At 75.0% G+C, this 15,055-nt stretch carries 10 protein-coding genes; 2 read left to right on the top strand and 8 right to left on the bottom strand.

Going from position 1 to position 15,055, the window contains the following annotated elements; all coding sequences use genetic code 11:
* Nucleotides 1-28: 28 nt before the first annotated feature.
* Nucleotides 29-541, bottom strand: a complete 513-nt coding sequence (gene nrdR, locus NPS70_RS19570; protein WP_256525618.1) for a transcriptional regulator NrdR — start codon at nucleotides 539-541, stop codon at nucleotides 29-31.
* Nucleotides 542-1,034: 493 nt separating this feature from the next.
* On the opposite strand from nrdR, the gene lexA reads away from it, so the two are divergent.
* Nucleotides 1,035-1,823, top strand: a complete 789-nt coding sequence (gene lexA, locus NPS70_RS19565) for a transcriptional repressor LexA (RefSeq protein WP_256525617.1) — start codon at nucleotides 1,035-1,037, stop codon at nucleotides 1,821-1,823.
* Between the two features lie 123 nt (nucleotides 1,824-1,946).
* On the opposite strand, the gene NPS70_RS19560 is transcribed toward lexA, so the two are convergent.
* The 5 genes from NPS70_RS19560 to NPS70_RS19540 form a co-directional block, all read right to left on the bottom strand.
* Nucleotides 1,947-3,917, bottom strand: coding sequence for an ATP-dependent DNA helicase (locus NPS70_RS19560; RefSeq protein WP_256525616.1), 1,971 nt, complete (start codon nucleotides 3,915-3,917; stop codon nucleotides 1,947-1,949).
* Between the two features lie 50 nt (nucleotides 3,918-3,967).
* Complete coding sequence (locus NPS70_RS19555; protein WP_256525615.1) at nucleotides 3,968-5,806, bottom strand: IucA/IucC family siderophore biosynthesis protein; 1,839 nt, start codon at nucleotides 5,804-5,806, stop codon at nucleotides 3,968-3,970.
* 62 nt (nucleotides 5,807-5,868) lie between these two features.
* Nucleotides 5,869-6,642: a GNAT family N-acetyltransferase gene (locus tag NPS70_RS19550; RefSeq protein ID WP_256525614.1), complete on the bottom strand. Its 774-nt coding sequence runs from the start codon at nucleotides 6,640-6,642 to the stop codon at nucleotides 5,869-5,871.
* 76 nt (nucleotides 6,643-6,718) lie between these two features.
* Entirely contained in the window at nucleotides 6,719-8,605 is a 1,887-nt protein-coding gene (locus NPS70_RS19545; RefSeq protein WP_256525613.1) for an IucA/IucC family protein, read from the bottom strand.
* A 106-nt stretch (nucleotides 8,606-8,711) separates the two neighbouring features.
* Nucleotides 8,712-10,106 (bottom strand): diaminobutyrate--2-oxoglutarate transaminase family protein, encoded by a 1,395-nt coding sequence (locus NPS70_RS19540; protein ID WP_256525612.1) that lies wholly within the window; start codon nucleotides 10,104-10,106, stop codon nucleotides 8,712-8,714.
* A 404-nt stretch (nucleotides 10,107-10,510) separates the two neighbouring features.
* On the opposite strand from NPS70_RS19540, the gene NPS70_RS19535 reads away from it, so the two are divergent.
* Entirely contained in the window at nucleotides 10,511-11,686 is a 1,176-nt protein-coding gene (locus tag NPS70_RS19535) for a serine protease (RefSeq protein WP_256525611.1), read from the top strand.
* A 130-nt stretch (nucleotides 11,687-11,816) separates the two neighbouring features.
* Here the strand turns inward: NPS70_RS19535 and hflX are convergent, their stop codons facing one another.
* Together hflX and NPS70_RS19525 are read right to left on the bottom strand one after the other, a co-directional pair.
* Nucleotides 11,817-13,307 (bottom strand): GTPase HflX, encoded by a 1,491-nt coding sequence (gene hflX, locus NPS70_RS19530; protein WP_256525610.1) that lies wholly within the window; start codon nucleotides 13,305-13,307, stop codon nucleotides 11,817-11,819.
* A gap of 190 nt (nucleotides 13,308-13,497) precedes the next feature.
* Nucleotides 13,498-15,012, bottom strand: coding sequence for a M1 family metallopeptidase (locus tag NPS70_RS19525; protein ID WP_305886110.1), 1,515 nt, complete (start codon nucleotides 15,010-15,012; stop codon nucleotides 13,498-13,500).
* Between the last annotated feature and the right edge of the window lie 43 nt (nucleotides 15,013-15,055).

Here is a 15,055-nt window from a genome sequence, read left to right as displayed (position 1 = left end):
CGGGCTCCACCCGTCCGGCCGCCGTCGGTCAGTCGGCCGCGCCTGCGGGCTCCGGCACCTCGACGGCCCCGCCCCCGCAGCACTCCCTGGCGGGCGGCCGCTCCTCGCGGAGCTCGTCGATGGCGGCCTCGAAGTCCTCAAGCGAGTCGAAGGCCCGGTAGACGGACGCGAAGCGCAGGTACGCGACGAGGTCGAGTTCCTGCAGGGGGCCGAGTATGGCCAGGCCCACGTCGTGGGTGGTCAGCTCGGCGCTGCCGGTGGCGCGCACGGCCTCCTCGACCCGCTGGCCGAGCTGGGCGAGCGCGTCCTCGGTGACCGGTCTCCCCTGGCACGCCTTGCGCACGCCGGAGATGACCTTGGTACGGCTGAAGGGCTCCGTGACGCCGCTGCGCTTGATCACCATGAGTGACGCGGTCTCGACCGTCGTGAAGCGGCGGGAGCAGTCGGGGCACTGGCGGCGACGCCGGATGGAGGTGCCGTCGTCGGTGGTCCGACTGTCGACGACCCGGCTGTCGGGGTGCCTGCAGAAGGGACAGTGCATGGCTCCCAACCCCTCCTCACACAGCACGACGCAACGACCCGGACGGCCTGCCGAACCCCCCGAAGCAGTCCCCAGCATAGGCGATGCCGGAGGCCCTGACGGACCGGGGGACCACAACTTCTGGGTGGTGGAGCCAATCCAACCACTAGATCTGGGGTCTGACCGGTCATTGGACCCCGGCGCGTCCCTCTGCACACCCGCCGGGCGCCGCGCACACGGGACGCGGCGACGGGGCCGCGCACGGGGCGGGCGCGGCACTCCGCCCGGAACCCGGGCGGGGGCGGCGACACGACGCGGAGGGCCGACCGGCCCACGGCCGCGAAGGCTACCGTAGACGGGACACCCGCACGGACACGCGGAGTGTTCGCACATACACCCAGGCGGCGGCAGCGCACAGGAAAATCCGGGTTTTTCACTCGAACGTGTGTTTGGCGCAACCTTTCGAAACCAACTACCGTTGTCCAGCTAGGGAGACCATTCGAGAGGGGCCGACGTGACCACGACTGCTGACAGTGCCGCGACCATCACTGCTCAGGACCGCTCCCAGAACCGATACGAGCCGGTGCATGCCATGAACGACGGACTCACGAGCCCGGAGGGGCCCAAGCCCAGCCGCTCCCTGCCCGGGCGGCCTCCAGGGATCAGGGCGGACAGCTCCGGTCTCACCGACCGCCAGCGCCGGGTGATCGAGGTCATCCGGGACTCCGTGCAGCGCCGGGGATACCCGCCGTCCATGCGCGAGATCGGCCAGGCGGTCGGCCTGTCCAGCACCTCCTCCGTCGCCCACCAGCTGATGGCCCTGGAGCGCAAGGGCTTCCTCCGGCGCGACCCGCACCGGCCCCGTGCCTACGAGGTCCGCGGCTCGGACCAGCCCAGCACCCAGACCACGGACACCACCGGCAAGCCGGCCGCCTCCTATGTGCCGCTGGTCGGGCGGATCGCCGCGGGCGGCCCCATCCTGGCGGAGGAGTCCGTGGAGGACGTCTTCCCCCTCCCCCGCCAGCTCGTCGGCGACGGCGAGCTGTTCGTCCTCAAGGTCGTCGGCGACTCGATGATCGAAGCCGCGATCTGCGACGGGGACTGGGTCACGGTCCGACGCCAGCCGGTCGCCGAGAACGGGGACATCGTCGCCGCCATGCTCGACGGCGAGGCCACGGTGAAGCGCTTCAAGCGGGAGAACGGGCACGTCTGGCTCCTCCCGCACAACGCCGCCTACCAGCCCATCCCCGGCGACGAGGCCACCATCCTCGGCAAGGTGGTGGCCGTTCTCCGGCGGGTGTGACACCCGCCGGCACCGACCGGGCCCCGGGACCTCCTGCGCCGGTCCCGGGGCCCTGCCACGCCCGGGCTCCCTGCCGCAGGGTGGCCGCCCCGTACGGGGCGGCCCGGGCTCCCCGGGTCGGCTCTACCGCCCCTCCGCCGCAGCGGCCGCGTCGATCGCGGACAGCGACCTGCGCACCTGGTTCCGGTCCGTGGTGTACCAGAAGTCCGGCAGCGAGGCGCGCAGATAGCCGCCGTACCGGGCCGTGGCCAGCCGCGGGTCCAGCACCGCCACCACGCCCCGGTCACCCGTGGCCCGGACCAGCCGCCCCGCGCCCTGCGCCATCAGCAGCGCCGCGTGGTTCGCCGCGACCGCCATGAAGCCGTTCCCCCCGGCCTCCTCCACGGCCTTCTGCCGCGCGCTCATCAGCGGATCGTCGGGCCGCGGGAACGGAATGCGGTCCATCACCACCAGCTGGCAGCTCGGCCCCGGCACGTCCACGCCCTGCCACAGGGACAGGGTGCCGAACAGGCAGGTGGCCGGGTCCGCCGCGAAACGGCGGATCAGCTCGCCCAGGGTCTCCTCGCCCTGGAGCAGGATCGGCCGGTCCGAGCTCCCCCGCAGCTCCTCCGCGGCGGCCTGTGCCGCCCTCATCGAGGAGAACAGCCCCAGCGTCCGCCCCCCGGCCGCCTCCACCAGCTCACCCAGTTCGGCGAGCATGTCGCCGCGGGAGCCCTCCCGGCCCGGCGTCGCCAGATGGCGCGCCACATAGAGGATGCCCTGCTTCGGGTAGTCGAACGGCGAGCCGACGTCCAGCCCCTTCCACTGGGGGACCTCGTCCCCGCCGGTCCCCTCCGGCGCCAGGCCCAGCGAGGCGCCGACACCGTTGAAGTCCCCGCCCAGCTTCAGCGTCGCCGAGGTCAGCACCACGGACCGCTCCGCGAAGAGCTTCTCGCGCAGCAGCCCCGACACCGACAGCGGGGCGACCCTCAGCGACGCCCCGAAGCGGTCGTGGCGCTCGTACCACACGACGTCGTACTCCGAACCCACGGTGATCCGCTCCGCCACCGCGTGCACGTTCTCCACCGCGGCCAGGGCCTGCTTGCGCACCGCGTCCTCGTCCTGCACCGAGGAGTCCCGGGTGGCCCCGATGGCGCTGATCACCGTCCGCGAGGCGTCCCGCAGCGCCGCCAGGGCGTACCCCAGGTCCTCGGGCACCTCCTCCAGCCGGCCCGGCAGCGCCAGCTCCATGACCCGCTCGAAGGACTCCGAGGCCGTCTGGAGGGCGTCCGCGGCCTTCTCGTCGACCAGCTTCGCCGCACGGCGCACCGCACGGCCGACCTGGCCCGGGGTCAGCTCGCCGGTGGCGGCCCCCGTCACCCGGGACACCAGCTCGTGTGCCTCGTCGACGATCAGCACCTCGTGCTTGGGCAGCACGGGAGCGCCCTCGATCGCGTCGATCGCGAGCAGGGCGTGATTGGTGACGACCACCTCGGAGAGCTTGGCCCGCTCCCGTGCCGCCTCCGCGAAGCACTCCGCGCCGTAGGCGCACTTGGACGCCCCGAGGCACTCGCGCGAGGAGACCGACACCTGGCTCCAGGCACGGTCGGAGACCCCCGGGGTCAGGTCGTCGCGGTCGCCGGTCTCCGTCTCGTCGGCCCAGTCCCGCATCCGCAGCAGGTCCTGCCCCAGCCTGCTGCTGGGAGCCGCCGCCTCGAACTGGTCGAAGAGCCCTTCCTCGTCGTCCTGCGGAACGCCCTCGTGGAGCCGGTGCAGGCACAGGTAGTTGGAGCGGCCCTTCAGCATGGCGAACTCCGGCCGCCTGCGCAGCAGCGGGTGCAGCGCGTCGACCGTGCGCGGGAGGTCCCGCTCGACCAGCTGCCGCTGGAGGGCCAGCGTCGCGGTCGCGACCACCACCCGCTCCCCGTGCGCCAGGGCCGGTACGAGGTAGCCGAGCGACTTGCCGGTGCCGGTGCCGGCCTGGACCAGCAGATGGGAGCCGTCGTCGATCGCCTCGGCGACGGCCTCGGCCATACTGGCCTGGCCGGGCCGTTCCCGACCGCCCACGGCGGTGACGGCGGCGTGCAGGAGCTCGGGGAGGGATGGCTTCGTCATAGCCGGACCAGCCTACGGGTCACCGCCGACAGTGCGGTCACCGTACGCCGTCATCCGTGCACGGCCAGCGGGTTGGGGACGGTCCCGTGCACGGCCGCGTGCGGCCGGTCCGCCCGGTCCCGGTAGCCGTCCAGGTGCAGCCGGTTGCGGTTGAGGCACAGCCGCTCGATGCGCTCCGTGAGCAGGTCGAACAGCTCGTAGCGCTCCTTCAGTTCGGGGAAGCGCCCCTGGTAGCGCAGGATCTCCTCGCGGACCAGGGCGAAGAACCGCTCCTCCGGGACGCCGAGCTCGTCGTCCATCAGCGGCGCGAGGTACCGGAACACCCCCACGAACAGACCCGAGTGGATGAACTGGGTGAGGAAGGCGGGCTCCTCCGTGAGCAGCACCCGCCGCACCTCCTCCGGCATGTCCGCGTGCTCGGGGAGGGGCACCGCGCTGACGTTGACGTCGTCCACGAAGTCCTTGATCGCCAGCCGCACGGGGACGTCCTGCGCGTCGTAGACCACGATCGCGTTCTCCCCGTGCGGCGAGAACACCGTTCCGTAGCGGTGCAGGAAGTGCAGCAGAGGCGGGAGCAGCGCGGCGAACAGACGCCGCAGCCAGTCCTGTGGGGCGAGTCCCGAGCGCCGGACGAGTTCCGCGGCGAAGGCGCGCCCGCGGGCGTCGGTGTGCAGCAGCGAGGCCAGGGTACGGGCCCGCTCCCCCGGGTCCAGCCGGGGCTGGAGGGGCTCGCGCCAGATCGCGCCGAGGAGTTCCCGGTACTGGTAGGGCACGTCGTCGAGCCGATCGTACAGCGGGTGCTCGACGGTCACCGAGGCGACCTCGCCGAGCAGCACCACCCGGGTCTCGTCGCGCAGGAACGGGTCGGCGTCGCGCAGCCCCTGGACCCAGGCGGTGACCGCGGGGGCGGCCAGCGTCCGCTCCGTCGGCAGTCCCCGCCACACCAGGGTGTTGAGGATCGACAGGGGCAGCTTGACCGTGTGGCGCTCGGGCCGGTCGACGTTGGTGAAGGTGCGGATGGACTGCTGCGGCAGCCGGAGGTCCCCGTCGCTGGGCAGGGGGACGATGAGGCGGTGGGCCACGGAGGGAGCGTGGAGGGGGAGGACCACCTCGTCCCACTGCCAGGGGTGGACCGGCAGCCACAGGTAGGCGTCCGGGTCGAGGCCCTGCTCGTGCAGGACCGCCGCGAAGCGCGTACGGGTCCGCTTGTCGAGCTCCCGGCGGTAGAGCTCGCGCGGATCGGCGAGCCGCGGAACACCCCGGTAGGCCGCCAGGTCGGTGTGGACGGCGATCCAGGGCAGGGCGCACGGCAGGCGCGCCTCCGGGGCCCAGTGGGCGCTGTCGGAGGGGGTGAAGCCGATGCGGCCCTTGTTGAGGACGAGCCACGGGTGCCCGGTCTGGTGGCCCTCCAGTTCGGCGTAGCCCAGCTCGGCCAGTTCGGCGGCGGTGGCGGCGCGGCGGTCGAGGGCGGTGTCCGCGGTCAGGGTCAGGGAGAGCTCGCGCACCAGGTGGCCGAGGGTCGGGCCGTCGAGGTCCAGGACGTCCCGGGCGCGGGTGAGGAAGGCCAGCGGATCGGTGAACGCGGCACCGTCGCAGGTGACGGAGCCGGCCTCGACCCGCCAGCTGCCGTAGGCGCCGCGGCGGGCGCGGAAGGAGAGCTCACCGCCGTCGCCGAGGCGCAGCAGGTAGCGGGCGGCGGCCCCCTCCGGCGCGCCGGGGCCGTCCGGCCCCGCGGGCCGCGGGGTGATGATCTCCTCGTAGGCGAACTCTCCGAGCATCTTGGCCAGCAGCCGGCGGCAGGCCCGGTCCCAGTGCTCCCCGGTCAGGCCCGGGGGGGTGTGGAGGGCGGAGCGGGACCGCTCGGAGGGCATGGGGCTCGCAGGGGTCATGGGCACGGGGGCTCCTCGGGTGGAACCGGCGCGGGGCGCACGGGGTATGGCGGTCAGCGGGTTCACAGGCGGCTCCGCAGGGCGCGTTCACGGATCATGAGCGCGGCCCGCTTGTCCGGGAGGTCGACCTCCGCCGAGAGGCGGAAGCCGGCGCTCAGGAAGGCGGCGACGCACGGCGTGTTGCCCAGGTCGGGCTCGGCGACGACCCGCCGGCAGGCGGGATGGTGGTCCAGGACGAGGTCGGCGACGGCCCGCAGCAGGTGCGAGCCGGTGCCGCGGCCGCGGTCCCGGGCGGCCCCGATCAGGAGGTGGACGCCCATGTCGTGGGGGCGGGCGGGGTAGTGGCGGGCCAGCGGGTCGAGATCGGCCCGGTAGATCTCGAAGTAGCCCGTGGGCCTGCCGTCGAGCTCGCCGAGGCAGGGCGTGCTGCGGCTCCCGCCGTCCAGCTGGCGCCGCAGGTGGGCGAGGGTGGTGGCGGCGGGGCCCGCAAGCTCCCAGAAGGCGGCCACGGCGGGGTCGTTCATCCAGCGGACCAGCAGGGCGAGGTCGCGCTCCGGGACGACGGGCACGAGGCGGAAGGCGCCGGCGGGGGTGGGGACGGTGCTGCCGCCGGGGGGCAGTCCGCCGGCGGCGGGCGACGGGCGCGGGGCGGCCGGCGCCGGGCTGAGGGGCGGTGTCGCCGGATGCGGGGCGGGGGGCCGGGCGGGGTTCTGCGCGGCGGCGGGCCCCCCGGGGTCCGCCGCCGCGGGCTCCGGGCGTGCGGTGCGGGGGTGCGGCGCGGTCTGCGGGGGTAAGGGCACGCCGGTCACCGCACGGGGCGGGGGCGTTGCGCTCATCGGGGCCTCGGCTCCTTTCGTTCCGCTCCCCCGGTCGGGGCCCGCGGGCCGCGACCGGGGCTGGTGGGAGGCCGTCTCAGGAGTGCAGCGGATTGGCGATCTCCACGTACACGGACTGGGTGTCGACGGGCCCGACGAGTTCGTCGAGTCCCCGCAGCCGGGTCAGGAGGTTGGCCTTGGCGCGCAGCACCGGGGCGTCCAGGAGGAGTCCGGGCAGCGGGGAGCCCTGGGCCGCCTCGGCGGCCAGGAAGCGCCGCAGCCCTGCGAGGAGCACCCGTTCGTCGGCCAGGTGCTGGGAGCCGAAGGCGCCGATCAGGCCGAGGACGTTGTTGACGCCCAGGTAGTAGGCGAAGCGCTCGTCGGCGATCCGGTCGGAGACGAAGGTGTCGCTGCGGTCGCCGATGCCGGGCAGCAGCCGGGTGAGCTGCTCCCGGTGGGACTCGCGGAAGTAGTAGCCCTGGTTGTCGCGGTAGCGTCCGCCGGCGGGCCAGCCGTGCGGGTCCAGGACGACCAGGGTGTTCTGCTGGTGGGCCTCCAGGGCGACACCGGCCTCGGCGTCGAGCCACAGCAGGGGGCGCACGACGTGGTCCAGGTAGCGCAGGAACCACTCGGCCGCCACGGCGGTGGAGGGGCGCCCCGAGCGGCGGGCGAGGCCCCCGACCACGGCGGCCAGCCGGGAGCGCATCCGCGGACGGCCGGGCCAGGGGCGGGGGGAGGTGAGCGAGGCGATGCACACCGCGTCGTCGCCCGGGCCGAAGGGGTTGTGGCGCAGCACCAGGTCCAGGCCCGGGACGGGCTCCCCGTCCGGGGTGTCGACGGCCGCCCAGGCGGGGTCGCGGACGATGTCGAAGCCGGGGTGGGCCGCCCGCCACCGCGCGGCGAGCCCGGTGCGCAGCAGGCGGTGCACCTCCACCCCGCGGTGCAGCTCCTTGCGGAGGTTCTCGCGCCGGGAGTTGGTGATGCGCAGGCCGAGGGAGAGCTTGAGCATGGCGGGTGCACCGGGGCGGTGGACCGTCCGCACGGAGGAGGTGGGGTGCCATGCGCCGCCCCGCGGCCCGAGGTCGCGCAGGAGTCCCGCGTCCAGCAGCTCGGCGACGGCCGGGCGGTGCAGGACCTCCCGCGCCTGCCACGGGTGCAGGGGCAGCACGGCCGTGTCCGGGGGGAGGTCCGCGTCGGCCGCGGCCCGGCGGATGATCCGGTCGGCGCTCAGCGGGCGGCCCTGCTCGGTCCAGGCGGAGTCGGTGGCGAGCACGGAGCCCGCGACGGCGATCCAGTGCAGCGGGAAGGAGCCGTGGACCTCGGGCGAGAAGCGCCGGCCCTCCGCGTCGGAGAGCCCTTCGCGGCTCTTGGGCGTGGGGTGGAGGGGGTGGCCGAGCAGCAGGGACTGCTCGGCGGCGAGGAAGGCGTCGGCGCCCGGCGGGTCCTCGGGGGACCGCCGTCTGGCGGTGACGAACCCCGTGGTGCGGCGGACCGAGTCGGCGACCCGCCCGACCAGCTCGGCGGCCTCGGACTGCCCGGCCTCCCGGCCCAGCAGGGCGGCGACCGTGACGGCGTCGGCCGGCTCCGCCGCCTCGGGGCTGCCGTCGAGCACGGGGGGCCCGAAGCGGTGCCAGCCGGTGGGCGACCAGTAGCGGACGGGGACCAGCAGCGCGGTGCCGCTCGCCGCGAGGGGGACGCGCAGGACCTCGCCCGAGGGTCGGGTCAGTCCCCGTTCGCGGACCCAGCAGCGCAGCAGGTTCTCGGTGGCGGCCGCGTCGGCGACACGGTAGGGGTCCGGGGCGTCGAGGGGATCGTCCTCGGCGGACAGGGGGGCGTCGTCGAGGCTCCTGGCGTGCTGGCGGGGCACCGCCGGGGAGCCGTCCTCCGGGGCGAGGGGGCCGCGGGGCGGGCTCTCGCCCGCGCCGCGGGCGGGAGCGCGGTCGCCGCGGGTCTCGGGCGCTTCGGGTGCGGGGGTGGGGTTCACGGGCTTCCTTGGGCGGTTCCGGGGTGCGGGGGCAGGGGTGGCGGCCGCGCGGGGGCCGCGGAGGGGGGCCGGAGCGCGGCTCGCGCTCCGGCCGGCCCGCGGCCGGTCAGCGGGCGCGCGAGGGCGCCGCTCCGGCCGCCCGGGCGGCGGGGTCGCCGACCGCGCGTTCGGCCACGGCCAGGGCGTCGGCGAAGCGGTCCAGCACGGCCTCCGCCTGCTCGTCGGTGAGGGTGAGCGGGGGGAGCAGGCGCACCACGGCGGACTGCCGCCCGCCGAGTTCGACGATCAGCCCCCTGTCCAGGCAGGCGTCGCGGACCGCGGCGGCGAGCCCGGGTGCGGGGGCGGGGGCGGAGGAGTCGGCGGACGGCGTGTCCGGGTCGACCAGTTCCACGCCGATCATCAGCCCCCGCCCCCGTGCGTCGCCCACGCAGGGGTGGCTCGCGGCGAGGCCCTGGAGCCGGGCCAGCATCCGCGCCCCGAGCGCGGAGGCGCGCTCGGCCAGGCGGTTCTCCCGCACGAAGGCGAGGGTGGCGGCCCCGGCGGCCATGGCCAGCTGGTTGCCGCGGAAGGTGCCCGCGTGCGCACCCGGGGGCCAGGCGTCCAGGGCGGAGCGGTAGACGACCACCGCGAGCGGGAGGGAGCCGCCGATGGCCTTCGACATGACCATCACGTCGGGGACCACCCCGCTGTGCTCGACGGCCCAGAAGGCCCCCGTGCGCCCGACGCCGGTCTGCACCTCGTCGGCGATGAGCGGGATGGAGCGCGCCTCGGTGAGGGCGCGCATCCGGCGCAGCCAGGCGTCGGGGGCGGGGACGACACCGCCCTCGCCCTGAACCGGTTCGAGGATCATGCCCGCGGGGGACGGGGTGCCGCTCTTGGGGTCGTCGAGCAGGCTCTCGGTCCAGCGGGCCGCGAGTTCGGCGCCGCGGTCCCCTCCGACGCCGAAGGGGCAGCGGTAGTCGGAGGGGAAGGGCAGGCGGGTCACCCGGGTGTCGGTGGCGCCGCCGGACACGTCCAGCGCGCCGGCCGTCATGCCGTGGTAGGCGCCGGTGAAGGCGAGCATGCCGGTGCGGCCGGTGGCGGTGCGGACCAGCTTCAGGGCGGCCTCGACGGCGTCGGTCCCCGCCGGCCCGCAGAACTGGATGCGGGCGTCGGCCGCCAGAGCGGGCGGGAGGGTGGCGAACAGCTCCGTGGTGAAGGCGTCCTTGACCGGTGTGGCCAGGTCGAGGACGTGCAGCGGGGCGCCCGAGTCGAGGACCCTGCGGACCGCTTCCAGGACCACGGGGTGGTTGTGGCCCAGCGCCAGCGTGCCCGCGCCGGAGAGGCAGTCGAGGTAGCGGCGCCCGTCGGCGCCCTCGATGGTCAGCCCCCGGGCGCGGACGGGCACGATCGGCAGCGAGCGCGCGTAGGTCCGGGCTGCCGACTCGCGCAGGGCCTGCCTGCGCAGGATCCCCTGGTGGGCGGTGGTGGCTGCCGTCGGGGCTGGTTGGGTCACGGCCACGGCTGTCGGTCCTCCCGCTGTCACGGTTGCGTCGTCCCCGGATGCACCGGGTGGGCCGGGCGATCGCGGCGCCCGCCTCCCTCCGGGGTCCCTCCCGGAGTACGGCCGCGGCGCGCCGAGCGCTCGATGCGGGGCAGCACCGCTGTCCCCCCGCAAGAACAACGACGGTCGTCCCGAAAGATCACGGGCTGCGCGGAAGAAGCCCGGAGCGGGGAACCGCGGACCTGGTGATCGCCGTCCCCATCGGCACCGGCATAGTGGGGGGCCGCAACCGGCGGCGGTTCGTGCCCGGGAGGCAGCGGGCGGCCGCCCGGTCCTTCCGGGTGCGCCGAGGCGCCGACACCTCCCGCAGGTTGCACGGTTCGGACAGATCAGCAGCACCGAAGTCCCAGGGGGATCACGAGATGCGACCCATTCGCCCGACGCTGGCGGCGGTTTCCCTTGCCGCCGCACTCGCGCTGACCGCCACCGGCTGCGGTCCGGGCGAGGACTCCGCGGCGGACAAGCCGAGTGCCCCGGCGAGCCAGGCGGCCGACGGCGCGATCACGATCCCGGACGATCTGGTGGACCGGCTCAAGGAGCACGGGATCGACCTGGACAAGTGGCGCGGCGGCGAGTGGCGCGACTGGGACGCCGACACCTGGCTCCGCGAGGCGAAGGACTTCGTCAACCCCATCATCGAGGACCTGTGGGACCCGGACCGGATGCGGGACGCGGAGACGCCCCCGGCTGCCCCGGTGGACCCGGACATCTCGGGGGACGAGGGCGTGACGGACCCGACGCCCGCGCCCGTCGACGCGGTGCCGGCGAAGGCCCCGTACCACGCGAGCGCAGCCGAGGCGGGCAAGGTGTTCTTCGACGGGCCCGAGGGCTCGATGGTCTGCTCCGCGACCGTGGTGAAGGACCCCGCCAACCCGGGGCGCTCCAACATGGTCTGGACGGCGGGCCACTGCGTGCACGCGGGCAAGAGCGGCGGCTGGTACCGCAACATCGCCTTCGTGCCCTCGTACAACGACGGGGCGCTGCCCACCGCGCAGTTGGAGCAGGCGTCGAAGGACCAGGTCGCGCCCTACGGCGTGTGGTGGGTGGACTGGGCGCAGACCTCGGAGCAGTGGATCGCCGAGGGCGGTGCCACCGGGGGCGACGGCGCGTCCTGGGACTACGCCGTCATGCACGTCACGCCCGAGAAGGGCGGTTCGGGCAAGTCCCTGGAGGAGACGGTCGGCGCCGCGCTGCCGGTCGACTTCACGGCGCCCGCGGTGCCGGAGGTCGCGTCCATGACGGCCACCGGCTTCCCGGCGTCCCCGCCCTACGACGGCCAGCGGATGTTCCAGTGCACCGACGCACCGGGGCGGCTCTCGCTCGGCGCCGAGCAGCCCACGATGTACCGGATCGGCTGCACCATGACCGGTGGCTCCTCCGGGGGCGGCTGGGTCGCGCAGGGGCGCGACGGCGCGCCCGCCCTGGTCTCCAACACCTCGATCGGCCCGGTGACCGCCGGCTGGCTCGCCGGACCGCGGCTGGGCGAGGAGGCGCGGGGCGTCTACACGGAGGTCAGCCGGAAGTTCGCCGGGCAGTGAGGCGCCGGGACCCGGCCGCGGGGCGGCCGGGTCCCGGCGGCTGCGCGCCGCCCGCACGCACGGAGCGGGGGAGCCCCGGCCCGCCCCGGCAGGGGGGCGGGCCGGGGCTCCCCCGCGGGGCGTGGCCCGCTCAGCGGGCCGCGGGCACGTAGGGGGCGAGCGCCGAGGCCAGCTCCTCGTGCACCCGTGCCTTGAGCAGGGTGCCCTCCGTGGTGTGCTCCTCGGAGATCACCTCGCCCTCGCCGTGGACCCGGGAGACGAGCCCCCCGTGGGTGTACGGCACGAGGGCCTCGACCGCGACCTCGGGCCGCGGCAGCAGGGCGTCGATCATCGCGAGCAGCTCGGGGATCCCGGCACCCGTGCGGGCGGAGACCGCGAGGGCCCGGCGCTCGATCCGCAGCAGGCGCTGGAGCACCAGCGGGTCGGCCGCGTCGGCCTTGTTGACCACCACGATCTCCGGTACGTCGACCGCGCCCACCTCGCGGATCACCTCGCGCACGGCGGCCAGCTGCTCCTCCGGCGCGGGGTGCGAGCCGTCCACCACGTGCAGGATGAGGTCGGAGTCGCCGACCTCCTCCATGGTGGAGCGGAACGCCTCGACGAGGTGGTGCGGCAGATGGCGCACGAAGCCGACGGTGTCGGCCAGGGTGTACAGCCGGCCGCTCGGGGTCTCGGCGCGGCGCACGGTCGGGTCGAGGGTGGCGAACAGCGCGTTCTCCACCAGGACGCCCGCCCCGGTGAGCCGGTTGAGCAGCGAGGACTTGCCGGCGTTGGTGTACCCGGCGATGGCCACCGAGGGGACCCGGTTGCGGCGGCGCTCCTGGCGCTTGATCTCGCGGCCCGTCTTCATCTCCGCGATCTCCCGGCGCATCTTGGCCATCTTCTCGCGGATCCGCCGGCGGTCCGTCTCGATCTTGGTCTCACCGGGGCCGCGCGTGGCCATGCCGCCGCCACCGCCGCCGCCCATCTGCCGGGAGAGCGACTGGCCCCAGCCGCGGAGCCTGGGCAGCATGTACTGCATCTGCGCGAGCGCGACCTGGGCCTTGCCCTCTCGGGACTTGGCGTGCTGGGCGAAGATGTCGAGGATCAGGGCCGTCCGGTCGACGACCTTGACCTTGACGACGTCTTCCAGGTGGATCAGCTGCCCGGGACTGAGCTCACCGTCGCAGACGACGGTGTCCGCGCCCGACTCCAGGACGATGTCCCGCAGCTCCTGCGCCTTGCCGGAGCCGATGTAGGTGGCCGGGTCGGGCTTGTCGCGGCGCTGGATGACGCCGTCGAGGACCAGGGCGCCCGCGGTCTCGGCGAGCGCGGCGAGCTCCGCGAGGGAGTTCTCCGCCTCCTGGGCGGTGCCGGTCGTCCAGACGCCGACGAGGACGACGCGCTCCAGCCGCAGCTGGCGGTACTCGACCTCGGTGACGTCCTCGAGCTCGGTGGAGAGTCCGGCGACCCGTCGCAGCGCGGCACGGTCGGAGCGGTCGTACTGTTCGCCGTCCCGGTCCGTGTCGTGTCCGTGGCTCCAGGCGACGTCCTCTTCCATCAGGGCATCGGCCCGAAGGCTCCGGTCGCGCGTCTCCGCGAAGCTCTGCTCGGCCTGGGAAGGGGATGAAGAGGAGGTCATTGGATCCTTCGCGTAGGAGAGGGGTCGGCGGGCCGGGGGCCGGCGCCGTCGAGGGGAGGGCCCGAGGGGCGCCCCCCGGGCAGTGTGCCCGGTTTCACCGGGAAGAACGTGCCACGGCCGGGGAAGATTCCCGGCGGTGTCCCCGGGCGGCCGGCGGCCCGTCGATGGTCGCACGGCTCCGTCGGCGCCGTCACCCGGAATTCCCGGGTGCGGCGCCCCGCAGGAGGGCGGCCCGGTCCCCGGCCGCGGACGGGGCCTGTCCCGGTGCGTCGCTGCGCCAGTCGGGGTGGCCCGGCATGGGCGGCGTCCGGGGGGCGTGCAGCCAGCCGTCGAAGAACGCGTCCAGGTCGCGGCCCGTGACGCGGGAGGCGAGGCGGGCGAAGTCCGCGCTGTCCGCGGTGGCGTCCCGGTGGACGGACAGCCAGGCGCGCTCCAGCCGTTCGAAGGCGGCCGCGCCGACGGTCTGGCGCAGGGCGTAGAGGACGAGGGCGGAGCCGTCGTAGACGACCGGGCGGAAGATGCCGAGCTGCCGGCCGGGCGCGGGCGGGGCGGGCCGCGCCGGGGGCCCGCCGGCGGCGCGCCAGCCGTCGCTGAGCCGGTACGCGCGGCGCATCCGCTCCGTGAGGGACGGACCGCCGTGCTCCTCGGCGTACAGGGCCTCGTACCAGGTCGCGTGGCCCTCGCTCAGCCACAGGTCGGACCAGGTGCGCGGTGTGACGCTGTTGCCGAACCACTGGTGGGCCAGCTCGTGGACCATGATCGAGTCCACGTACCAGGACGGGAGGGCCTCACCGGTGAGCAGGGAGCGCTCGAAGAGGGAGAGCGTCTGCGTCTCCAGTTCGAAGCCGGTGCGCGTGTCGGCGACGAGCACGCCGTAGGTCTCGAAGGGGTAGCGCCCGACCCGCCGCTCCATCCACGCGATCTGGTCTGGGGTCCGGGCCAGCCGCGGCTCCAGGGCCTCGCGGTCGGCCACGGGAACCACGTCCCGCACGGGCAGGCCGTGCGGCCCCCTGCGCTCGACGACGGCCAGGTCCCCGATGGCGACCTGGGCGAGTTCCGTGGCCATCGGGTGGGCCGAGCGGTAGGTCCAGGTCCGTGCTCCGTCCTCCTCGCGGACGAGGCCGGTGCGGCGCCCGCCCGCGACGACGGTGGCGGAATCGGGCGCGGTGACCCGGAAGGTGACGTACGCCTTGTCCGAGGGGTGGTCGTTGCAGGGGAAGACCCGGTGGGCGGCGTCCGCCTGGTTGGCCATCACCAGACCGTCGCGGGTGCGGACCCAGCCGCCCGCGCCGGCGGGACCGCGGGGGTCGCTGGTGTGGGCGACCGTGATCCGCAGACGGCTCCCGCGGGCCAGGGCGCGGTCCGGTTCGATCACCAGGTCCTCCTCCGCGGTGGCGAAGGAGGCGGGTGATCCGTTGACCTCCACCGAGCGCACGGTGCCGTGGGTGAAGTCGAGGTTGACCCGGTCGAGGCGGCGGGTGGTCCGGGCGTCCACGGTGGTCACCGCCTCCATCGGCCGGTCGTTGGCACCCGGGTAGGCGAGGGAGATGTCGTAGGCGACGACGTCGTAGCCGGGGTTGCCGAGCAGGGGGTAGAGGCGGTCGCCGATGCCGAGGGCCCGCGGCCCGGGCAGGGCGGCGGCGACGAGGGCCGCCGAGGCGGCGGTCAGCAGGAGGGCACGCGAGCGGCGCCGTGGAGTGGCCAGCACGCCCCTACCGGTACCAGCGGGCCCGTCCGGCGCGGGGTGC

The sequence above is a fragment of the Streptomyces sp. C10-9-1 genome (genome assembly GCF_024497955.1).
Classification (GTDB): Bacteria; Actinomycetota; Actinomycetes; order Streptomycetales; family Streptomycetaceae; genus Streptomyces; species Streptomyces sanyensis.
This window is presented reverse-complemented; position numbering and strand designations above follow the sequence as displayed.